The sequence below is a fragment of the Streptomyces sp. BI87 genome (assembly GCF_025957665.1).
GTDB classification, from domain to species: domain Bacteria; phylum Actinomycetota; class Actinomycetes; order Streptomycetales; family Streptomycetaceae; genus Streptomyces; species Streptomyces albidoflavus.
The window spans coordinates 3,721,904-3,743,407 of record NZ_CP110079.1; the positions used below are offsets into that span (position 1 = coordinate 3,721,904).

Sequence of the window (21,504 nt, forward strand, 5' to 3'; positions counted from 1 at the left end):
GGTCGGCACTCCTCGGCGGCGCGGCCGGACGAGCGCGGGCGAGCCGGAGACCCCGACCCAAGGAAGAGGTGTGCCGAGATGGCCGCCACCAGGAGGATCACCGTCGGCGTCGTCACCGCAGCGGTCTGCGCGGCGGGGCTGGCGGGCTGCGGTACGGAGCGCGGCACCGGCGACGGGCAGCAGCCCGGAGGCCAGGCGTCCCCCGCCCCGGCCCCCGAGAACGCCGTACGCCTCATCGGCGACGGCTCCACCGCCCACACCGGCGCGCAGCCGCACCAGCCGCGCCCCCAGCGCCTGAAGCCGGGCCAGAAGCCCCCGCAGTTCGTCGTGTTCTCGTGGGACGGCGCCGGCGAGGACAGCCAGAAGCTCTTCTCGCACTTCCGCAAGGTCGGCAAGGCCAACAACGCGACCATGACCTACTTCCTCAGCGGCGTCTATCTGCTGCCCGAGGAGCTGAAGGAGAAGTACGAGGCGCCGCAGCACGGCCCCGGCCGCTCCGACATCGGCTTCAACGACCGCGAGGGCATCGCCGACACCGTCCGCGAGGTCCGCGGCGCGTGGCTGGAGGGCAACGAGATCGGCACCCACTTCAACGGCCACTTCTGCGGCCCCGAGGGCGGCGTCGGCACCTGGTCGGTCGGCGAGTGGAAGAGCGAGATCGCCCAGGCCAAGAGCTTCGTCAAGACCTGGAAGTCGCACAGCGGCCTCAAGGACGCCGCCCCGCTCCCCTTCGACTACGACAAGGAGCTGATCGGCGCCCGCACCCCCTGCCTCGAAGGCCAGGAGAACTTCATCAGCGCCGCCGCCGACCTCGGCTTCCGCTACGACTCCAGCGGTATCGGCAACCAGGTCTGGCCCGGCAAGAAGAAGGGGCTGTGGGACATCCCGCTCCAGCTCGTGCCGCTGCCGGGGCGCGACTTCGAGACGCTCTCCATGGACTACAACTTCATGGTCAACCAGTCCGGGACCACCACCCAGGGCGACCCGGCCATGCACGACACCTGGGGCAACCAGCTCCGCGACGGCCTCATCCAGGCGTACGACCGCGCCTACCAGGGCAACCGCGCGCCGCTGATCATCGGCAACCACTTCGAGTCCTGGAACGGCGGCACGTACATGCGCGCCATCGAGGAGACGATCGAGCACGTCTGCACCAAGCCCGAGACGCGCTGCGTCTCCTTCCGACAGCTCGTCGACTGGCTGGACGCGCAGGACCCGAAGGTCCTCGCCCAGCTCCGCGACCTGAAGGTCGGCAAGGAACCGAAGCAGGGCTGGGCGAAGTTCCCGGCGAAGACCCCGGCCGCGCCCGCCAAGTCCGGCGGCTCCGGCAAGGACGAGGCCGAGGGCGCGTAGCCGGTCCGGGGCCCGGTGGGTACACACGACCGGGCCCCCGCGCCGGTCAGCCCGGCAGGGCGAGGACGGCGTCCTCGCTCAGGACGAACTCGGGGTCGATCTGCGCGGCCAGGTCGGCCCCGGTCCGCTCGTTCCCCCAGCTCTCCGCGTTCTTCCGGTGGAAGTGGACCATCTGCCGGGTGTACCGCTCCCAGTCGCGCAGCCCGTACGCCGCGTCCGCGGTGGCCAGCAGCGTCTCCAGCGCGGCCCGGTTCTCCGCCTCCAGCGCGCTGAAGTGCGGCGGACGCCCCTTCTCCATCGCACGGACCCAGTCGGAGTGCCCCACCGTCACCAGCAGGTCCTCGCCGACCTCCTCGCGCAGGAACTCCAGGTCGTCGGGGCCCTGCACCTTGTTGCCGACGACGCACAGGGCGACGCCGTAGTCCCGGGCGTACTCGCGGTACTGGCGGTAGACCGAGACGCCCTTGCGGGTCGGCTCGGCGACCAGGAAGGTCATGTCGAAGCGGGTGAACATGCCCGAGGCGAACGAGTCCGAGCCGGCCGTCATGTCGACCACGACGTACTCGCCGGCGCCGTCGACCAGGTGGTTGAGGCAGAGCTCCACGGCGCCGACCTTGGAGTGGTAGCAGGCCACCCCGAGGTCCGACTCGGTGAACGGGCCGGTCGCCATCAGCCGGACCTCGCCGCCGTCCAGGCGCACCGGGCGGGCGCAGGCCGCGTAGACCGGATTCTCCTCGTCCACCCGCAGCAGGCGGGAGCCGCGGCCCGGCGGGGTGGTCTTGATCATGGTCTCGGCGGAGGCGATGCGGGGGTTGTCGCCGCGCAGGTACTCCTTGATGAGCGGGAGGTGGCCGCCCATCGGGGGCAGGGCGGCGGCCTCGGCGTCGTCCAGCCCGAGGGCGGGGCCGAGGTGCTGGTTGATGTCGGCGTCCACGGCGACGACGGGCGCGCCGGTGGTGGCCAGGTGGCGGATGAACAGGGAGGACAGCGTGGTCTTGCCGCTGCCGCCCTTCCCAACGAAACCGATCTTCATGTTCACCTAGCGTAGTGCGCCGGGCGCGGTGCGTGGCGAACCGGCGTGAAGAAGACCACTCCATCGTGGGGTCGTGGTGCGCGTTGCGTACTGTCGTACCCATGAGTACGTCACGTGCGTCCGCAGGCCCCACGCCCGCCGCAGGACCGGCCGACCCCCTGGTCGCGCTCGGCGAGCTGCCCGGGGTGCCCGAAGCCGTGGAATCCGTGCGCAAGGCGGTCGACCGGGTCTACGGCCACCGCGTCATGCGCCGGCGCAGCACGGAGATCACCTCCGAGGCGGCGCTGCGCGGAGCCCGCGCCTCCGCCGCGCTGGCGGGCGCCGACTGGGCCCTGGAGGAGCTGCGCCGCCGCAGCGACTTCAGCCTCGGTGAGGACCGGACCGTCGGCGCCTCCCTGCGGCTGACCGCCGAGGCGGGCCAGCTCCTCTCCATCTGGCGCCAGTCGCCGCTGCGCGTCCTCGCCCGCCTCCACCTGGTCGCCGCCGCCGACAGCGACGACACCGTGGGCCGCCCCCGCAAGGCGGGCGAGCGCGCCGACGAGCCGCTGATCGAGCTGGCCCAGCCCGACGCGGACGAGGTCGCCGGCCGCCTCGACGGACTCAACTCGCTGCTCCTCGCCGGCTCGGCCGCCCCCGCGCTGGTCACCGCCGCCGTGGTGCACGGCGAACTGCTGGCGCTGCGCCCCTTCACCTCGCACAACGGCCTGATCGCGCGCGCCGCCGAACGCATCGTGCTGGTCGGCAGCGGCCTCGACCCCAAGTCCATCTGCCCGGCCGAGGTCGGCCACGCGGAGCTGGGCCGGGCCGCCTACGTCGCCGCCCTCGACGGCTACGTCTCCGGCACGCCGGAGGGGATGGCCGCCTGGATCACCCACTGCGGCAAGGCGCTCGAACTGGGCGCCCGCGAATCCACCGCCGTCTGCGAGGCGCTCCAGCGCGGAGCGGCCTGAGCGGTCGGGAGAAAGTCCGGTGGACGAAGAAGCAGCGGTACGCGTACGCGTACCGCTGCTTCGCAGGGCCGTCGGGTTACCAAGCGTCCCTCGCGATGTGCCGCCCGGCCGGAGTCTTTGCCCGGCGCCTGGAACGGCTTACCCGATTCGTCGGGTCCTGCGTGGCGTGGGTACTCGGCGGTCCTGTGCGGTCCGTGGGGCCTTGGTGCGTGAAAGGTCATCCTCTCGGATGTCCCTGGTCTCGCGGGCCGTTACTTCCTTTGTACTCCTCCTCCGGCCGAAGCGGAACCCGGGCGGCCACTTCTTCAGGCGGCGGCCGAGCCCCGCCGGGACCGGGCGGTCAGCCAGACGACCCCGGCGGTGACGGCGGCCGCCCCGACGGCCGCCGCGGCGACCAGCACCGGACGCGGGGGCCGGGAGAGGGAGGGGAGGCGCTGCTTGAGCCGGACCGGCCGGTGGAAGTCGAGAATCGGCCACTCGCGGGCCACCGCCTCCTTGCGCAGCGTCCGGTCCGGATTGACCGCGTGCGGGTGGCCGACCGCCTCCAGCATCGGCACATCGGTCGCCGAGTCGCTGTACGCGTAGCAGCGCGCGAGGTCGTACCCCTCGCTCTCGGCCAGCTCGCGCACGGCCTCCGCCTTGGTCGGTCCGTAGGCGTAGTACTCCACGTCGCCGGTGTAGCAGCCGTCCTCGCCCACCACCATGCGGGTGGCCACCACGCGGTCGGCGCCGAGCAGCTCGCCGATGGGCTCGACCACCTCCGCGCCCGAGGTCGAGACGATCACCACGTCCCGCCCGGCGGCGTGGTGCTCCTCGATCAGGGAGGCGGCCTCGTCGTAGATGATCGGGTCGATCAGATCGTGCAGGGTCTCCGCGACGATCTCCTTCACCTGCTGCACATTCCAGCCACGGCAGAGGGAGGAGAGATAGGCGCGCATGCGCTCCATCTGATCGTGGTCGGCGCCGCCCGCGAGGAACACGAACTGTGTGTACGCGGTGCGCAGTACGGCGCGGCGGTTGATGAGCCCGCCTTGGTAGAAGGACTTGCTGAAGGTGAGTGTGCTCGACTTCGCAATGACCGTCTTGTCCAGGTCGAAGAAGGCTGCGGTGCGGGGCAAGGAGCGGTTTTCCACGGGGTCGAGCATAGGCGCCCACCATTCGGCGTAAGGTGTGGCGCGTGGGTTTGCCTGAGAAGGCCCTCGGGTACACCATGGACGTCACGGATCGTTCGCGACCGTGCTACCCCGGTCCGGCTCCTCCCCCCCCCGAGTCGGCCGTGGGGACGACCCCCGCTCTCCCCCCCCGGCGGGGGTCGTCGCATGTCCGGGCACGTTTGACGGGTCCGGACCCCCCGAAGGCGCCTTGCGCGAGCCGCGCGAGGCGCCTTCGGCATATGCCCGCCCTGCCTGGCGTTCGATTACGCACCGTCAGGGCAGCGGCCTGCGGACGACATGCTCGGGTTCGTCACTCTTGTCTCCTCCTGCCTCGCCTCTACCGCCTGAGGGCCGGCCGTTGAGGAGTTCTTCCGCCATGTTCATGGAGATCTCGGCCCCTCTCTTCGGGGGTCCTCGAGAAGTTCCCGCCGGACAGTTCTCGTCCGGGTGACGGAGTTATTCACAACCTGCGAGTAGTCCACGGTTTTCGACCAAGATCCACATCATTTCCCAGGCTTCTGCAAGGTGAATGCCGTGACCGGAGTTCGGGTGCGAGTTCACGTGACTTCGCCCTGAGTTCGGGTCGACGCGTCGCCGAGTTCTTTGTGAACGCGGACGAGTGCGTCGACTTTCGGCCAGGCGGAAGCGGCAGTTCCGCTGATTCCCCGTCAGGGGCTCAGTCGACTCGGCTTCCCCCTTGGCCGGATGCGGACCACCGGTCCGGCGTGCGCGTGAGCGGCCGGACCGGACACGGCCGGCGCGGGGCGACGTGATGGACGCGCGTCCCGCTGCGCGGAGACGGACGGCCCGGGGGCCGGAGAGGAAGGGCGGCGGAGAGATGGCGAGGGAGCGGGGGAGTGCGGGCGTGGACGAGCGATGGCTTGGGGACGCCCGTCGGGCGCGTGGCGGGAAGTGGCGTGCGCGGCACGGGCCCTGGGCGGGGAACGGAGGCGCGCGGGTGCGAGGTCGGGACGAGGCCGTGAGGGCGGGACGAGGAGGAATCGGTATGGCGGCGACGGCCGGGTGGCGAGGAGAGGGCGAGGACGTGGGACGGGAGACGCGGCAGGTCTTCGAGGCGGTCGGCGGGCCCGGCGGGGGCGCCGCCCGCGCGGGTGGCGGACCGGGCGGGCCGGTGGGGCCGCTCATCGTGACCGAGGACCCCGTGCTCCTGGACGACCTGTTGCGGCTGTGTGCCGCCGCCGGGGCCCGGCCGCTGGTCCTGCCCACGCTGCCGGAGCGGCGGGGCGAGTGGGAGGCCGCGCCGCTGGTGCTGGTCGGGGACGACGCGGCGGCACGGATGGAGCGGGCTCCGCGCCGGCCGGGCGTGCTCCTGGTCGGGCGGGACCAGGGCGAGCCGGCCGTCTGGCAGTGGGCCGTGCGGATCGGAGCCGAGCACGTGCTGCGGCTGCCCGACGCCGAGGCGTGGCTGGTGGACCGCATCGCCGACGTGGTCGAGGGGGCCGGGCGCAGCGCCCGCACCGTGGGGGTGGTCGGCGGGCGCGGCGGCGCGGGGGCGTCGACCCTGGCGTGTGCGCTGGCCGTGACGGCGGCGGCCGGCGGCAGCCGCACCGTCCTGGTCGACGCCGACCCGCTGGGCGGCGGCCTCGACGTGCTGCTCGGCGGAGAACAGGCCGAGGGGCTGCGCTGGCCGGCCTTCGCCCGGTCCCGGGGCAGGATGGCGCGCCGCGCGCTGGAGGAGGCCCTGCCGGAGCTGCACGGCCTGCGGCTGCTCAGCTGGGACCGGGGCGACACGGCCGCGGTGCCGCCGCAAGCGGTACGGGCGGTGCTCGGCGCGGCCCGGCGGGGCGGCGGCACGGTCGTCGTGGACCTGCCGCGCCGGGCCGGCGGGGAGGTGGCCGAGGCGCTGGCCCAGCTCGACCTGGTCCTGCTCGTCGTCCCGGCGGAGCTGCGCGCGGTGGCGGCCGCCCGGCGCATGGCCGCCGTGCTCGCTCCGGAGGTGCGGGACCTGCGGGTCGCCGTCCGGCCCGCGGGGACGCCCGGGACGCCCGGTGGCGGGCTGGCGCCCGACGCGGTCGCCGCCCTGCTCGGCCTGGACCTCGCCGGGGTGGTGCCGTACGACCCGGCCGCCGTCGAGGCCCAGGAGACCGGCACGCCGCCCGGGAGCGGCCCGCGTGGCCCGCTGGCGCGGTTCTGCCGCGAGCTGTGGGGACGGGTCGCGAGCCCCGGCCCGGCGCCGGAGGGCGAGACGGAGTTGCGGGCCCAGGAGGAGCCGGCCCGCCGGGGCCACCTGTTCCGGGCCGCGCTCGGTGAGGCGTGGACCCCGGCTCCCGGGGGTGCGGCCGTATGAGCGCGGCGGCCGCGGAGGCGGGTCTGCTGGACGCCGTCCGGCGCCACCTCGCCGAGGAGGGCGCGGAACCCACCGAGGCGCGCGTCGCCCAGGCGCTGCGCGAACAGGGCCGGATGCTCGGCGGTGCCGAGGTCCTGCGGACGGCGGCCCGGCTGCGCTCCGAGATCGCGGGGGCCGGCCCGCTCGAACCCCTCCTCGCCGACCCGCGGGTCACCGACGTCCTGGTCTCCGCCCCCGACCGGGTGTGGATCGACCGGGGCGCCGGGCTGGAGCTCAGCGGGGTGCGCTTCGCCGACGCCGAGGCGGTGCGCGGACTGGCCCGGCGGCTCGCGTCGGTCGCCGGGCGGCGGCTGGACGACGCCCGGCCGTGGGTGGACGCCCGGCTCCCCGACGGCACCCGGCTGCACGCCGTGCTGCCTCCGGTCGCCGTCGGCTGCACCTGCCTCTCCCTGCGGGTCGTCCGCCCCCGGGCATTCACCCTCGCCGAACTGGTGGCGGCGGGCACCCTGCCGCCGGGCGGCGACCGCCTGCTGGCGTCCCTGGTCGAGGCCCGGCTCTCGTTCCTCATCAGCGGCGGTACCGGCAGCGGCAAGACGACGCTGCTCTCGGCCCTGCTCGGGCTGGTCGGACCGGCCGAGCGGATCGTCCTCGCCGAGGACTCGGCGGAGCTTCGCCCGGACCACCCCCACGTGGTCCGCCTGGAGACCCGGCCCGCCAACCAGGAGGGCCGGGGCGCCGTCGCCCTCGACGACCTGGTCCGCCAGGCCCTGCGGATGCGTCCCGACCGGCTAGTGGTCGGCGAGGTCCGCGGCGCCGAGGTGCTGCACCTCCTCGCCGCCCTCAACACCGGTCACCAGGGCGGCGCGGGCACCGTCCACGCCAACGCCGCCGCCGATGTCCCGGCCCGGCTGGAGGCGCTGGGGACGGCGGCGGGGCTCGACCGGGCCGCCCTCCACAGCCAGGTCGCGGCCGCCTTGTCGGTCGTGCTCCACCTGGCCCGGGACCGGGACGGCAGGCGCCGGCTGGCCGCGGTCCACGTGCTGGCCCGGGAGGCGACGGGCCTCGTGGTGACGGTCCCGGCGCTGCGCTGGGGCCCGGACGGCTTCGCCGGGGAGGAGGGCTGGCCACGACTGCGGGAGCTGCTGGGGATCTGACGACGGGCGCGGGCGAGCGAGGAGACCGAAGGATGAGTGTGAGTGTGGTCGGTGCGGTGACGGTGGGCGGGTTGCTCTGGGGTACGGAGGCGGTCGCGCGCCACGTCCACGGGCGGGCGAGGCTGCGGAGCCGGGCCGCCCGGATCGCGGGCGTGACACAGGCGGAGACCCGGTGGACGGCGGAGGCGTTACGTCGCCGGGCCGCGTCCCGGCCCGAAGCCGCCTGCCTGGTGGCCGGGGCGGTGCTGGCCGCCGCGGGCCAGTCGTTCCTGCCGCTGGCCGCCGGGTGCGCGGCGGTACCGGTGGCGCGGCGGAGGCTGGCGGCCCGGGCGGCGGCGAGGGCCCGCGAGCGGCGGGCCGAGGCGGTCCGCGAACTCTGCGGAGCCCTGGCCCAAGAGGTCCGGTCGGGGCGTCAGCCGGTGGCGGCCCTGCTGCACGCGCTCGGTGGGGCCCGGGGGCTGGGCGGTGCCCAGGCCGGGGTGACGGCGGCCGCGCGGTTCGGCGGGGATGTCGCGGGCGCGCTGCGGGAGGCCGCGGGGGCGCCCGGCGCCGAAGGGCTCTCGGGGCTCGCCGCCTGCTGGGAGGTGGCGGTCGACCGGGGTGCGGGCCTGGCGGCCGGTGTCGAACGACTGGCGGCGGCGCTGCGGGCCGAGCGGGACCAGGCGGCCGACCTGGCCGCCCAACTGGCCGGGGCCAGGTCGACGGTGCTGATGCTGGCGGCGCTGCCGCTGCTCGGCCTGGTCCTGGGCTGGGCGATGGGGGCCGACCCGCTCCGGGTGCTGCTCCACACGCCGGCGGGCCTGGCCTGTCTGCTGCTGGGCTCGGCCCTGGAGTCGGCGGGGCTGTGGTGGGCGCTGGGGATCGTGCGGCGGGCGGGGGTACCGCGATGAGCGCCGACCTTGTCCACAGGCTGGGGGCGACCCTGTGGGTCCTGGTGCTGCTGGCGGGCTGGGGCGCGTCGGTCAGGGCGCGCCGTGCGACGCGGGCGCGCTGGCGCGGGCTGCACGGGGCCGTGCCTGCCGGCGGGCCGTCGCCGGTGCGGGCGTGGGCCGTGGGGCGGCGGGCCGCCCCAGTCTGGGGGGTCGCCGGAGTCGCCGTCGGGTGGCTGGTCGGCGGCGGGGCCCTGGAGGTGATCGCGGGGGGTGCTGCGGGCTGGTGGGGTCACCGGTGGGCGGCCCGGCGGGAGGCGGGGCGGGCCACCGGAAGCGTGCCGAGGCCGGGACGGCGGCCACCCGGACTGCTGCCGAGGTGGGCGCGGGGTGCGGCCCGGCCGACGGTGGACACCCAGCTCCCCCTGGCCGCCGATCTGGTCGCCGCCTGTGTCGCGGCCGGGGCGGGCCCGGTGGAGGCGGCGCGTGCGGTCGGAGCCTCGGTCGGCGGGCCCGTGGGACAGGGGCTCGCCCGGGCCGCAGCCGACATCCGGCTCGGCGGGGACCCGGAGGCGGCCTGGCGCCATGTCGCCGAAGCGCCCGGGGCCTCGGCACTCGCCCGCTGCCTGCAACGCGCGGCGGCCTCCGGCGCTCCGGCCGCCGAACCACTGGCCCGGATCGCCGCCGAGGCACGGGCCGACTGGAACCGCGCGGCCACCGAACGCGCCCGGCGGGCGGCGGTCGCCGTGACGGCACCGGTGGGGCTCTGCTTCCTGCCCGCCTTCCTCGCGCTCGGAGTCGCCCCGGTGGTGATCGGCCTGGCGAGCGGGCTGCTGAGGGGCGGTGGCTGAGGTGACGGGCTGGAGCGGTTGGAGCGCCTGCGGAGCTCGGGGGCCGCCCTGCCGGTCCGGCGGGGCCGGGGCGCCGGCGGCCGGTCCGGTCGGCGGTGGGGAACGGCAGAGGCGATGGCCCTGCCTGAGCAAGGCGAACGGTTTCTGACATGAGGAGTGCTGACATGAGGAGTTCCGAGATGAGCGGTTCCGGAATGAACGAGATGAACGGTTACGAGACGAAGGGGCCGGCTGTGGGAGGGGCGATCGTGACCGGCGGTCAGGGAGTGGTCCCCGGGACCGAGGAGGAGCGGCCGGCCGAGGCGGCCTCCTCGGCCGGGCAGGGGCCGGGCGACCTGGTGGCCGGGGCACTGCCCCGAGGGGGAGTGGCCCCGCCGCCGGGCTCACCCTCCGCTCTGCCTGTCCTCGTGCCCGGGAAGGCACTGGCCCGGCTGCGGGCTCAGGACCGGGCCCGGCGCAGGGAGGCGGCCCGGAACGGGTCCGGGGCGCGGAAGTCGGCCGAGGCGGTGCCGGTGCGGCTGGTCGTGGTGGAGAGCGGCCAGGGTCCGGAGCCGGGAGCGCGCGGCCGGTCTTCGCGCCCGGACCGCGAGTTCGGGCCTCGCAGGACGGCGGGGCGCCGGACGGGGGCGCGCGGAGACGAGGGCACCCGGCGGCACCGGCGGCGGTCCACGCGGGCGCGGACCCGCCGGGACGCGGGCATGGCCACGTCGGAGTACGCGATGGCCCTGTTGGCGGCGGTCGCCTTCGCCGGGGTGCTGTACAAGATCGTCACGGGTGACGCGGTGGCGTCCGCCTTGCAGTCGGCGGTGGAGAAGGCCCTCGATGCGCCGTTCTGAGGGGGCGGGGGCGCCGGGCCTCCGGTGGGCCGGGGGTGCCTTCGTGCGCCGGTGCCGGCGCTCCGGTGACGGCCGGCGCAGGGACGGCCAGCGTGGGGCGGTGACCGCCGAGGCGGCGGTCGTGCTGCCGACGCTGGTGGTGTTCCTGCTGGCGCTGGTCTGGGCCCTGCTGGCGGTCGCCGCCCACATCCAGTGCGTGGACGCGGCGCGGGCCGGTGCCCGCGCCGCGGCCCGGCAGGACCCGCCCGCCGCGGTGGTCGAGGCAGCGCTCCAGGCGGCACCCGAGGGAGCGGAGGTCACGGTCGGCCGCACCGGCGACCTGGTCCACGTCGAGGTACGGGCCGGCACACCCGGCCTGGGGAAGCTGACGATCGCCCTCCACGCACGGGCCGTCGCCTTGGCCGAGGAGACGGTCGGAACAGGCGGCCCGGTCGACGGACCGCCCACCGGAGAGGCCGGCGACACCGGCGGGAACGAGGAACCAGCCCGAGGCGGCACCGGGGAGGGAGGCGAATGAGGGCCCCCGGACGCGACCTCCTCAGCACAAGCACGGCTCCCTCTGACCGGGACCGGGGCGCCGCCACCGTCTGGGCGGCGGTCGCCTCGGCGGCGCTCTGTGCCGTGTTCGCCGCGCTGCTGGCGATGGGGCATGCCGTCGCCGTACGCCATCAGGCGGGCGGCGTGGCCGACCTCGCCGCGCTCGCGGCCGCCGACCACTGGGGTGAAGGGGAGAAGGGAGCCTGTGCGCAGGCGCGGCGGGTGGCCGCCGCGCAAGGGGCCGAGGTGGTGCGGTGCGCCCTGGTCGGGGAGGTGTCCGACGTGACGGCCGAGGCGGGGGCGGGGCCGTTCGCGGTCCGGGTCAGGGCGCGGGCGGGGCCCCCCGGAGCAGCACCGTGAGCAGCCGGAGGGCGGCCCGCTTGTGGAGCGGCTCGTTGCCGTTGCCGCACTTGGGCGACTGGATGCAGGAGGGGCAGCCCGCCTCGCACTCGCAGGCGTCGATGGCCTCGCGGGTGGCGGCGAGCCACTGGCGGGCGGTGTGGAAGCCCCGTTCGGCGAATCCGGCGCCGCCCGGGTGGCCGTCGTAGACGAAAACCGTGGGAAGGAGGGTGTCCGGGTGGAGCGGTATGGAGACGCCGCCGATGTCGCGGCGGTCGCAGGTGGCGAAGAGCGGGAGCATGCCGATGGAGGCGTGTTCGGCGGCGTGCAGTGCCCCGCCGAGCTGCTCCGGGTTGATGCGCGCGGCATCGAGCTGGTCCTCGGTGACCGTCCACCACACGGCGCGGGTGCGCAGGGTGCGGGGCGGCAGGTCGAGCTTGGTCTCGCCGAGGACCTCGCCGGTGATCAGGCGGCGGCGAAGGAAGGAGACGACCTGGTTGGTGACCTCCACCGAGCCGTAGCAGAGCCGTCCGTCGCCCCAGGGGATCTCGGCGTCGGTCTCCAGCACGGAGATGGCGGTGGTGTCGCGGGCGGTGGTCGAGTAGGACGGCGTGGCCTGCTCCACCAGCGCCACCGAGTCCTCCAGGTCCAGGTCCCGGACGAGATAGGTGCGGCCCTGGTGGAGGTGGACGGCGCCGGTGTGGACCGAGCCGTGGGCGGCGTTGGCGTCCACGGTGCCCAGCAGCCGGCCGGTGCCCACCTCGACGATCTGCACGGGCCTGCCCCCGCCGCCCCGGATGTCGGCCAGGTCGGCCGCCGGCTCCCGCCGTGTCCAGTGCCAGCCGTGGGCCCGGCGGCGCAGCAGCTTGGCCGCCTCCAGCTGCGGCAGCAGCTCCCGGGTGGCCGGGCCGAAGAGGGCGAGGTCCTCCTCGGTGAGCGGCAGCTCGGCCGCGGCGGCGCACAGGTGGGGCGCGAGGACGTACGGGTTGTCCGGGTCGAGGACGGTCGACTCCACCGGCTGGTCGAAGATCGCCTCCGGGTGGTGGACGAGATAGGTGTCCAGCGGGTCGTCACGGGCCACCATGACGGCCAGCGCCCCCTGCCCGGCGCGCCCGGCGCGGCCCGCCTGCTGCCAGAGGGAGGCGCGCGTACCGGGATAGCCGCAGATCAGGACGGCGTCGAGGCCGGAGACGTCGATGCCCAGTTCCAGGGCGGTGGTGGCGGCGAGGCCGAGGAGGTCGCCGGAGTGCAGGGCGCGTTCGAGGGCGCGGCGCTCCTCGGGGAGATAGCCGCCCCGGTACGCGGCGACCCGCCGGGCGAGGGACCGGTCGACCTCGGCCAGGCGCTCCTGGGCGATGACCGAGATCAGCTCGGCGCCGCGGCGCGAGCCGACGAAGGCCACCGTGCGGACCGACTGCACGGCGAGGTCGGTGAGGAGGCCGGCGGTCTCGGCGGTGGCGGTGCGGCGGACCGGCGCGCCGTTCTCCCCGTGGTGCTCGGTCAGCGGCGGCTCCCACAGGGCGAAGACCAGCTCGCCCCGGGGCGAGGCGTCGTCGTCCACCGCGCTGACCGGCAGCCCGGTCAGGCGCCCGGCCGCCACCGCGGGCTCGGCCGCGGTGGCCGAGGCGAGCAGGAAGACGGGGTCGGAGCCGTAGCGGGCGCAGAGGCGGCGCAGGCGGCGGATCACCTGGGCGACGTGCGAGCCGAAGACGCCCCGGTAGGTGTGGCTCTCGTCGATGACGACGTAGCGCAGAGCGCGCAGGAAGGAGGACCAGCGCGGGTGGGAAGGGAGGACGCCGCGGTGCAGCATGTCGGGGTTGGTGAGGACGAGGTTGGCGTACTGGCGGACCCATTCGCGCTCCTCGACCGGGGTGTCGCCGTCGTAGACCGCGGGCCGGACCGCGTGGCCGAGCGGGGCCGAGAGCTCCTTGACGGCGCGCAGCTGGTCGGCGGCGAGGGCCTTGGTGGGCGAGAGGTAGAGGGCGGTGGCGCCACGCCCGTTGGGCGCCTCGGAGCCGTCGAGGAGGCTGGAGAGGACCGGGACCAGGTAGGCGAGGGACTTGCCGGAGGCGGTGCCGGTGGCGACGATCACCGACTGCCCGTCCAGCGCGTGCTCGGCGACGGCCGCCTGGTGCGCCCAGGGGTCGGCGATGCCCGCCTTCTGGACCGCCGCGATCACCTCCGGGCGAATCCGGTCGGGCCAGACGGCATGACGTCCGGCTCGCGGGGGCAGGTGCTCCGTATGAGTGATGCGGGATTCCGGCGTCGCGGCCGGTCCGCCGTCCTCGTGGCCCCCTTCGGCAGGCACGGCGGAACCGTGGCCGCTGCCCTGTCGGGAGGCCACCAGGCGGTCCAGGACCGTGCGAGGCGTGGGGCGGGGAGCTCCGCCCCCATCGGGACGGCTCGGCCGGGAGAACTCGGTCATCGGCTCCGAGTCTGTCACTGGCGTGACGGACAATGGACCGAAGGCGTCGTGCGCGCCTGCCGGTAAGTGATTGAATGCGCACGCGGCTGGCGAACCGTCCCGGGGGATCAAGCCGAGGTGTCCCGAGGGATGACCGCTCGATAGCAAGGTGCTGGAGGATTCGTGGACCTGTCCCTGTCGACCCACACCGTCGATGATCGTACGGTTGTCGAGGTCGGTGGCGAAATCGATGTGTACACCGCGCCCAAGCTGCGGGAGCAGCTGGTCGAGCTGGTGAACGACGGCAATTTCCATCTGGTCGTCGACATGGAGAACGTCGACTTCCTCGACTCGACCGGCCTCGGTGTCCTGGTGGGCGGACTGAAGCGCGTGCGGGCCCACGAGGGCTCCCTGCGTCTGGTCTGCAACCAGGAGCGCATCCTCAAGATCTTCCGGATCACGGGGCTCACCAAGGTCTTCCCGATCCACCAGTCGGTCGACGAGGCCATCGCGGCCACCGACTGAGACGCGGAGCGCGCGCCGGGCAGGTCCCGGTGCGCGCCGTCGTCGGCGGGTGTGCGCTGTCGCGAACGCCCGCCGCCCGCCCGATGCCCGCGCGTCGCGTACGGGGCTCCGGTCCGGTGCGTCCGCGTCCCTGCCCGGTCGCGGCTGCGCGCGGACGTGGTGCGCCGCGCCCGCCGTCGGCCGTTCACAGGACACGTGGCAGGCTCGGGTCCACAGCAGACGGGAGTCGCCGGATTTCGGTGATCCGGTTTCTCCCGGAGAGCACTCCCGTACATCCGAGGGGGACGCATGGCCACCGTTGAGCTCCGTTTCACCCCGCTGCCCGAGCATGTGCGGACGGCACGTCTGGTCGGGGCCGCGATGGCGCGCCGCGCCGGGGTGGCGGACGCGGCCCTCGACGAGGTGCGGCTCGCCGTCGGCGAGGCGTGCACCCGTGCCGTGGGACTGCACCAGCTCCACGAGGTGGCCGAGCCGGTGCAGGTGCGGCTCATCGAGGACGAGAAGCAGTTCTCCATCGAGGTCGTGGACGAGGCGCCGCACGCGGTGCCCACCGACATCGAGGCCGGCACGGCCGGCCTGCCCGTCACCGAGGACCCCGAGGGCGAGGACGAGATGGGGCTCGCCGTCATCAGCGGCCTCGTCGACGACGTCCAGGTGAAGACCGGCGAGTCCGGCGGCCTGATCCGCATGTCCTGGCCGACCGCCACCCTCGCCTGACTCCGGCCGCGCCCTGCCTCGTACCCCCGCTGACCTGCGTCGTATCCCGGCCGTACGGTCAACCACCGGTGTTCCGGCGGCTGTTGACGGGGTGAGAGTTCCCGAAGGAGTTGTGCGGGATCCGTGAGCCTTGTCTCTCTTGGGCCAAAGGGCTTCAAAAGGGGAGGTATCGGACGCTCGCGTGAGGGTTGGTACCCGGGGGCCGTGTAAGTTCCGGGGCCGAGAGCCACGGAAGGGACCAATCCGGTGAACAAGAAGCTCGCAGCCGCACTGTCCGGCGGTGCGGTACTGGCGATGGCGCTGACGGGATGCGGCGACGACAAGGAAGAGAAGCTCGACGCGTGGGCCAAGCAGGTCTGCGACGACGTGCAGCCGCAGGCCAAGAAGATCTCGGACGCGAACGCCGCGATCCAGGAGCAGACCTCGGACAACAGCAGTCCTGAGGATGTCCAGAAGACGGACTCGAAGGCGTTCGGGGACATGTCGGCCGCCTACAAGGCGATCGGTTCCGCGGTGAGCAAGGCCGGTGCCCCGCCGGTCGACGACGGCGAGAAGACGAAGAACGACGCCGTGAAGGAACTCAACGGCATCTCGACCGCGTACGGCGACCTGAAGAAGCAGGTCGACGACCTCGACACGGGCGACCAGGGTGAGTTCGCGGACGGCCTCAAGGACATCGCCGGCGAGCTGTCGAAGATCAGCAAGAGCGGCAACGAGGCGCTGGAGAAGCTCCAGTCCGGCGAGGTCGGCGAGGCGATGAAGAACCAGGAGTCCTGCAAGAGCTCCACCACGTCACCGGCACCGTCGCCCTCCGGGGCCTGAGCGGACGCCCGGGGGCGAGTCCCCCGGGCGGCAACGGGGCGGCTTGCCGGGACTTCGCGTCCTGGGCAGGTCGCCCCGCGCCATGTCGGACGGAGTGACAGGTTCCGCCCCGTCATGAACATGCGAGCAGACCGGGCCTGACGCCGCACGGTGCCGCCCGGTCGCCGGCGCGTCCCCGGCCTCGCCGCACGGGAGCCGGGCCCTCCAGCCCCTTGCGGCCCCACGCACCCCCCAGCCCCCACAATGGACGGGTGAGTACCCCCAGCCTTCCCCTGACCGACCGCTCCGACCTGGCCCCGCGCCTGCGGACCGCCTTCCTCGACGCCGACTTCACCGCCGACGGGCTCCTGGAACGGCTGGGTGCCCCGGCGTACGCGGCCCTCGCGCGTGCGGAGACGGTGCCCGCGCTGCGCGCCACGCGCGGCGGGACTCCGCTCGACACGCTGGTCCGCCTCTTCCTCCTCCAGTGCCCCGTCACCCCTGCCGAGGCGGAGGCCGCGCTGCCCGGCGGGCTGCTCGGCGACGCCGTCGAGGGCGGGTGGCTGCGCCGGGAGGCCGCCGGGGAGGCCGGGGGCGAGGTGGTCCGCGCCGTGATCGACGTGCGGCCCTACGGCGGGCCGGACGGCCAGGACTGGTTCATCGCCTCGGACCTCGGCTGCGCGGTGGGCGGCGCCGGAGGCATCGGCAGCGCGGCCGAGGGCGTCGTCCTCGGCGTGGGCGGCGCCTCCACGACGCTGGCCGGGCTCACCGTGCGCGGGCCGGTGGGGGACGCCCTCGACCTGGGCACCGGCTCCGGAATCCAGGCGCTGCACGCCTCCGTCGACGCCACCCGGGTCACCGCGACCGACCTCAACCCGCGCGCCCTGCGCTTCGCCGCGCTGACCCTCGCGCTCTCCGGCGCCCCCGGGGCCGAACTCCTCGAAGGCTCCCTCTTCGAGCCGGTCGACGGGAACCGCTACGACCTGATCGTCTCCAACCCGCCCTTCGTCATCTCCCCGGGCGCCCGCCTCACCTATCGGGACGGCGGGATGAGCGGGGACGATCTCTGCCGCACGCTCGTTCAGCAGGCGGGGGACCGGCTCAACGAAGGGGGGTACGCGCACTTTCTGGCCAACTGGCAGCACGTCGACGGTGAGGAGTGGAGCGACCGGCTCCGTTCCTGGGTGCCGGAGGGCTGCGACGCCTGGATCGTGCAGCGCGAGGTGCAGGACATCACCCAGTACGCCGAACTGTGGCTGCGCGACTCCGGCGACCACCGCACCGACCCGGAGACCTACGCGGCCAGGTACGAGGCGTGGCTGGACGAGTTCGAGGCGCGGAACACCAAGGCGGTCGGCTTCGGCTGGATCACGCTCCGCCGCAGTGGCGCGGCCGAGCCGTCGATCGTCGTGGAGGAGTGGCCGCACCCCGTCGAGCAGCCCCTCGGCGAGACGGTCCGCGCCCACTTCGCCCGCCAGGACTACCTGCGCACGCACGACGACGCGGCCCTGCTCGCCGGGCACTTCACCCTAGCCCCGGAGGTCGTCCAGGAGCAGATCGGCCTGCCGGGCGCCGAGGACCCCGAGCACGTCGTCCTGCGCCAGCACCGCGGCATGCGCCGGGCCACCCAGGTCGACACGGTCGGCGCCGGGTTCGCCGGGGTCTGCGACGGCTCGCTGAGCGCCGGCCGCATCCTCGACGCCATCGCCCAGCTCATCGGCGAGGACCCGGTGCGCCTGCGCGACCAGACCCCCGCCCAGATCCGGCTCCTGGTGGAGCAGGGCTTCCTGGAGCCGGTGGAGGAGGGGACGCGGACCGAGGCGTAGCCGCCCGGTCCGCCCGGGCGCGCGGACCGCTTCCGCCGGATGCCGTACGCCCGTGTCGTACGTCCGGGGTGTCCTGGCGAGCCGCGCGCCCGGGCGACACGCGGTACCGGCCGGGAGTTCACCCCGGGTTCCCCCAGGCGCCGTACCGGGGTGTCAGCCTCCTGGTCCCGGAGCCGCTCGGACGGCCCGGTGGACAAGGGGGAGCGGGTCATGGACGGGGCGACCGGGGTTTCGGAGGGGACCGTCGGCGCCGCCGTGCGGGCGGGCGGGCAGGGGCCGGGCGGGTCGCTCGCCACGCCCGGGGAGGGCGGGGTCGCCCAGCCGCTCGGAAACCTGGTCGAGGCCACCCCGGCCGCCTTCGCCGGAGCGGTGTTCGCCCTGTTCGGGCTGGGGCTGCTGGTCTGGACGGCCGTCCGGGCGCGGCACCGTCGGCCGGTCTACGAGGGCGCGGCCCCGGGCAGGTCGGCGGCGGTCGCCGCCTCGGTCGCGGCGGCCTCGCTGGCGCTCGGCCTGTGGTGCTTCAGCCGCCTCTGACCGGCGGCCCGGCGCCGCAGGGCACCGGCCGGGGGGGCGCCTCCGCCGGCTGAGCCGGGGACCGGCCCGTACCCGTATCGCCTGCTTCCGTACCCCCGCAGGGCCGTTTCCTGCCCTCGCGGCGGCGCGGAAGCATACCCGTCGGCCCCGTCCCGATCTGCGGTGAATGGCCGGGTCGGTACTCCGGGCGGCAGGAACGGACGGAGTCGGGTTACCGTTCCAGTGGCCGGGGTGGGCTTTTCCCGTGTGACACGGGGGCGGGATGTACCGTCACACTCCGCAGCGCAAACCCGGCCCCCATCCCGGAACCACGGGCTCGGGAAGGATTCAGTGTCGACCGGAGAGAAGAGCCACGTTGTCCCCGACCAGCGAGACCGCAGAGGGCGGCCGCCGCCTCGTCATCGTCGAGTCGCCCGCCAAGGCGAAGACGATCAAGGGCTACCTCGGCCCCGGCTACATCGTCGAGGCGAGCGTCGGACACATCCGTGACCTTCCGAACGGCGCCGCCGAGGTGCCGGAGAAGTACACGGGCGAGGTCCGCCGGCTCGGCGTCGACGTCGAGCACGACTTCCAGCCCGTCTACGTGGTCAACGCGGACAAGAAGGCGCAGGTCAGGAAGCTCAAGGAGCTGATGGCCGAGTCCGACGAACTCTTCCTCGCCACCGATGAGGACCGCGAGGGCGAGGCCATCGCGTGGCACCTCCAGGAGGTGCTGAAGCCGAAGATCCCCGTCCACCGCATGGTCTTCCACGAGATCACGAAGGACGCGATCCGCGCCGCCGTCGCCAACCCGCGCGAGCTGAACAAGAAGCTGGTCGACGCCCAGGAGACCCGCCGCATCCTCGACCGCCTCTACGGCTACGAGGTCTCGCCGGTCCTGTGGAAGAAGGTCATGCCGCGCCTGTCGGCCGGCCGCGTCCAGTCGGTGGCCACCCGTCTCGTCGTCGAGCGGGAGCGCGAGCGCATCGCCTTCCGCACCGCCGAGTACTGGGACCTGACCGGCACCTTCGGCACCGGCCGGGGCGGTGACAGCAGCGATCCCGCCCAGCTCGTCGCCCGCCTCAGCGCCGTCGACGGCAAGCGGATCGCGCAGGGCCGCGACTTCAACTCCGTCGGGCAGCTCAAGTCCGACACCCTCCACCTCGACGAGGCGGGCGCCCGCACGCTGGCCGCCGCCCTCGCCGACTCCGCCTTCGCCGTCCGCTCGGTCGAGTCGAAGCCGTACCGCCGCTCGCCGTACGCGCCGTTCCGGACGACGACGCTCCAGCAGGAGGCGAGCCGCAAGCTCGGCTTCGGCGCCAAGGCGACCATGCAGATCGCCCAGAAGCTGTACGAGAACGGCTTCATCACCTACATGCGTACGGACTCCACCACGCTCTCCGACACGGCGGTCGGCGCGGCCCGGGCGCAGGTCACGCAGTTGTACGGGGCGGACTACCTGCCCGACAAGCCGCGCACCTACGCCGGCAAGGTGAAGAACGCGCAGGAGGCGCACGAGGCGATCCGCCCCTCCGGCGACCGCTTCCGCACGCCCGCCGAAACGGGTCTGACCGGTGACCAGTTCCGGCTCTACGAGCTGATCTGGAAGCGGACCGTCGCCTCCCAGATGAAGGACGCCGTCGGCAACTCGGTCACCGTGAAGATCGGCGGCCGCTCCTCCGACGGACGCGACGCCGAGTTCTCCGCCTCCGGCAAGACCATCACCTTCCACGGCTTCCTCAAGGCGTACGTCGAGGGCGCCGACGACCCCAACGCCGAGCTGGACGACCGCGAGCGCCGGCTGCCGCAGGTCAGCGAGGGCGACCCGCTGGCCGCGGACGCGATGAGCGTCGACGGCCACTCCACCAAGCCGCCCGCCCGTTACACCGAGGCGTCGCTGGTCAAGGAGTTGGAGGAGCGCGAGATCGGCCGCCCGTCGACGTACGCGTCGATCCTCGGGACGATCCTCGACCGCGGGTACGTCTTCAAGAAGGGGACGGCGCTCGTTCCCTCCTTCCTCTCCTTCGCCGTGGTCAACCTCCTGGAGAAGCACTTCGGCCGGCTCGTCGACTACGACTTCACCGCCCGCATGGAGGACGACCTCGACCGCATCGCGCGCGGCGAGGCCCAGGCCGTGCCGTGGCTGCGCCGCTTCTACTTCGGTGAGGGCGACGCCGCGGCCGGTGCCGCCTCCGCCGCGGGCAACGGCGACGGCGACCACCTCGGCGGCCTCAAGGAACTCGTCACCGACCTCGGCGCGATCGACGCGCGGGAGATCTCCTCCTTCCCGGTCAGCGACGACATCAAGCTGCGCGTCGGCCGGTACGGGCCGTACATCGAGCGCGGCGAGAAGGACTCCGAGAACCACCAGCGCGCCGACATCCCCGAGGACCTGGCGCCCGACGAGCTGACCGTCGAGCTGGCCGAGGAACTGCTGGCCAAGCCGAGCGGCGACTTCGAGCTGGGCACCGACCCGGAGACGGGCCACCCGATCGTGGCCAAGGACGGGCGGTACGGGCCGTACGTCACCGAGGTGCTGCCCGAGGGCACGCCGAAGACCGGCAAGAACGCGGTCAAGCCGCGCACGGCCTCGCTCTTCAAGTCGATGAGCCTGGACACGGTGACGCTGGCGGACGCGCTGAAGCTGATGTCGCTGCCGCGCGTCGTCGGCACCGACCCCGAAGGCGTCGAGATCACCGCGCAGAACGGCCGCTACGGCCCGTACCTGAAGAAGGGGACGGACTCGCGGTCGCTGGAGAACGAGGAGCAGCTCTTCACCATCACGGTGGACGAGGCCCTCGCGATCTACGCGCAGCCCAAGCAGCGCGGCCGCGCCGCCGCCAAGCCGCCGCTGAAGGAACTGGGCGAGGACCCGGTCAGCAAGCGTCCCGTGGTGGTCAAGGACGGTCGTTTCGGTGCCTACGTGACCGACGGCGAGACCAACGCGACGCTGCGGGTGGCCGACAGCGTCGAGGAGATCACGCCCGAGCGCGGCTACGAGCTGCTCGCCGAGAAGCGGGCGCGCGGCCCGGTCAAGAAGAAGACCGCGAAGAAGGCCCCGGCGAAGAAGTCGACCGCGAAGAAGGCCCCGGCCAAGAAGGCGCCCGCCAAGACCGCCGCCGCGAAGAAGACCGCGGGGGCGACCAAGACGGCGGCCAAGAAGACGGCGGCCAAGAAGACCACCGCGACCGCGAAGAAGACGACGAAGAAGAGCACCGCGAGCGGGGACGGGGCCGGCTCCGGCGAGGAGTGAGCCTCCCGGCGGGGGCGGAAGGTCCGGGTGACCTCGCTCCCGCCGTCCCCCCTCGGGTGCGGAAACGTCCCGCCCCTTCTG

18 protein-coding genes are annotated in these 21,504 nt (G+C 74.2%); 15 read left to right on the forward strand and 3 right to left on the reverse strand.

Features of this window, described 5'->3' with window-relative positions:
* Positions 1-78: 78 nt before the first annotated feature.
* Positions 79-1,353, forward strand: a complete 1,275-nt coding sequence (locus tag OIM89_RS16425; protein WP_030698238.1) for a hypothetical protein — start codon at positions 79-81, stop codon at positions 1,351-1,353.
* Positions 1,354-1,399: 46 nt separating this feature from the next.
* On the opposite strand, the gene OIM89_RS16430 is transcribed toward OIM89_RS16425, so the two are convergent.
* Positions 1,400-2,386, reverse strand: coding sequence for an ATP-binding protein (locus tag OIM89_RS16430; RefSeq protein ID WP_030698237.1), 987 nt, complete (start codon positions 2,384-2,386; stop codon positions 1,400-1,402).
* A 101-nt stretch (positions 2,387-2,487) separates the two neighbouring features.
* Here OIM89_RS16430 and OIM89_RS16435 point away from each other — a divergent pair, with 101 nt between their 5' ends.
* Positions 2,488-3,336 (forward strand): Fic family protein, encoded by an 849-nt coding sequence (locus OIM89_RS16435; protein WP_030698236.1) that lies wholly within the window; start codon positions 2,488-2,490, stop codon positions 3,334-3,336.
* A 305-nt stretch (positions 3,337-3,641) separates the two neighbouring features.
* On the opposite strand, the gene OIM89_RS16440 is transcribed toward OIM89_RS16435, so the two are convergent.
* Positions 3,642-4,481 carry an HAD family hydrolase gene (locus OIM89_RS16440; protein WP_030698235.1) on the reverse strand — a complete coding sequence of 280 codons (840 nt, stop codon included), beginning with the start codon at positions 4,479-4,481 and terminating at the stop codon, positions 3,642-3,644.
* Positions 4,482-5,622: 1,141 nt separating this feature from the next.
* Between OIM89_RS16440 and ssd the strand changes: the two genes are divergently transcribed.
* The 7 genes from ssd (at position 5,623) to OIM89_RS16475 (ending at position 11,405) form a co-directional block, all read left to right on the forward strand.
* Positions 5,623-6,798: a septum site-determining protein Ssd gene (ssd, locus tag OIM89_RS16445; RefSeq protein WP_195731478.1), complete on the forward strand. Its 1,176-nt coding sequence runs from the start codon at positions 5,623-5,625 to the stop codon at positions 6,796-6,798.
* On the forward strand, positions 6,795-7,952 hold the full coding sequence (locus OIM89_RS16450) for a TadA family conjugal transfer-associated ATPase (RefSeq protein WP_047470555.1): 1,158 nt from the start codon (positions 6,795-6,797) through the stop codon (positions 7,950-7,952). The genes ssd and OIM89_RS16450 overlap by 4 nt, the downstream gene beginning before the upstream one ends.
* A gap of 32 nt (positions 7,953-7,984) precedes the next feature.
* Positions 7,985-8,842 (forward strand): type II secretion system F family protein, encoded by an 858-nt coding sequence (locus OIM89_RS16455; RefSeq protein WP_030698232.1) that lies wholly within the window; start codon positions 7,985-7,987, stop codon positions 8,840-8,842.
* On the forward strand, positions 8,839-9,672 hold the full coding sequence (locus OIM89_RS16460) for a type II secretion system F family protein (RefSeq protein WP_226965462.1): 834 nt from the start codon (positions 8,839-8,841) through the stop codon (positions 9,670-9,672). Before OIM89_RS16455 ends, OIM89_RS16460 begins: the two co-directional genes overlap by 4 nt.
* Before the next feature lie 179 nt (positions 9,673-9,851).
* A complete protein-coding gene (locus tag OIM89_RS16465) occupies positions 9,852-10,508 on the forward strand; it encodes a DUF4244 domain-containing protein (RefSeq protein WP_264491388.1) in 657 nt (218 codons plus the stop codon).
* Between the two features lie 100 nt (positions 10,509-10,608).
* Positions 10,609-11,025: a TadE family type IV pilus minor pilin gene (locus OIM89_RS16470; protein WP_217467343.1), complete on the forward strand. Its 417-nt coding sequence runs from the start codon at positions 10,609-10,611 to the stop codon at positions 11,023-11,025.
* On the forward strand, positions 11,022-11,405 hold the full coding sequence (locus tag OIM89_RS16475; RefSeq protein WP_030698228.1) for an Rv3654c family TadE-like protein: 384 nt from the start codon (positions 11,022-11,024) through the stop codon (positions 11,403-11,405). Before OIM89_RS16470 ends, OIM89_RS16475 begins: the two co-directional genes overlap by 4 nt.
* Here OIM89_RS16475 and OIM89_RS16480 read toward each other — a convergent pair.
* Positions 11,368-13,809: a DEAD/DEAH box helicase gene (locus OIM89_RS16480; RefSeq protein WP_226965460.1), complete on the reverse strand. Its 2,442-nt coding sequence runs from the start codon at positions 13,807-13,809 to the stop codon at positions 11,368-11,370. The two genes, OIM89_RS16475 and OIM89_RS16480, sit on opposite strands and share 38 nt — an antisense overlap.
* 162 nt (positions 13,810-13,971) lie before the next feature.
* Here OIM89_RS16480 and OIM89_RS16485 point away from each other — a divergent pair, with 162 nt between their 5' ends.
* The 6 genes from OIM89_RS16485 to topA all read left to right on the forward strand — a co-directional run bounded on the left by OIM89_RS16485 (position 13,972) and on the right by topA (position 21,423).
* Positions 13,972-14,313: an STAS domain-containing protein gene (locus OIM89_RS16485; RefSeq protein ID WP_003949660.1), complete on the forward strand. Its 342-nt coding sequence runs from the start codon at positions 13,972-13,974 to the stop codon at positions 14,311-14,313.
* A 288-nt stretch (positions 14,314-14,601) separates the two neighbouring features.
* Complete coding sequence (locus OIM89_RS16490) at positions 14,602-15,030, forward strand: ATP-binding protein (protein WP_047139493.1); 429 nt, start codon at positions 14,602-14,604, stop codon at positions 15,028-15,030.
* 246 nt (positions 15,031-15,276) lie between these two features.
* Positions 15,277-15,852, forward strand: coding sequence for a hypothetical protein (locus OIM89_RS16495; RefSeq protein ID WP_030698225.1), 576 nt, complete (start codon positions 15,277-15,279; stop codon positions 15,850-15,852).
* Positions 15,853-16,103: 251 nt separating this feature from the next.
* Positions 16,104-17,657, forward strand: coding sequence for a methyltransferase (locus tag OIM89_RS16500; RefSeq protein WP_217467342.1), 1,554 nt, complete (start codon positions 16,104-16,106; stop codon positions 17,655-17,657).
* A gap of 210 nt (positions 17,658-17,867) precedes the next feature.
* Positions 17,868-18,191 carry a hypothetical protein gene (locus tag OIM89_RS16505; RefSeq protein WP_217467341.1) on the forward strand — a complete coding sequence of 108 codons (324 nt, stop codon included), beginning with the start codon at positions 17,868-17,870 and terminating at the stop codon, positions 18,189-18,191.
* Between the two features lie 355 nt (positions 18,192-18,546).
* The gene (gene topA, locus OIM89_RS16510) at positions 18,547-21,423 is read left to right on the forward strand and encodes a type I DNA topoisomerase (RefSeq protein WP_030698222.1); all 2,877 of its coding nucleotides are present in this window, start codon (positions 18,547-18,549) and stop codon (positions 21,421-21,423) included.
* Positions 21,424-21,504: the final 81 nt, after the last annotated feature.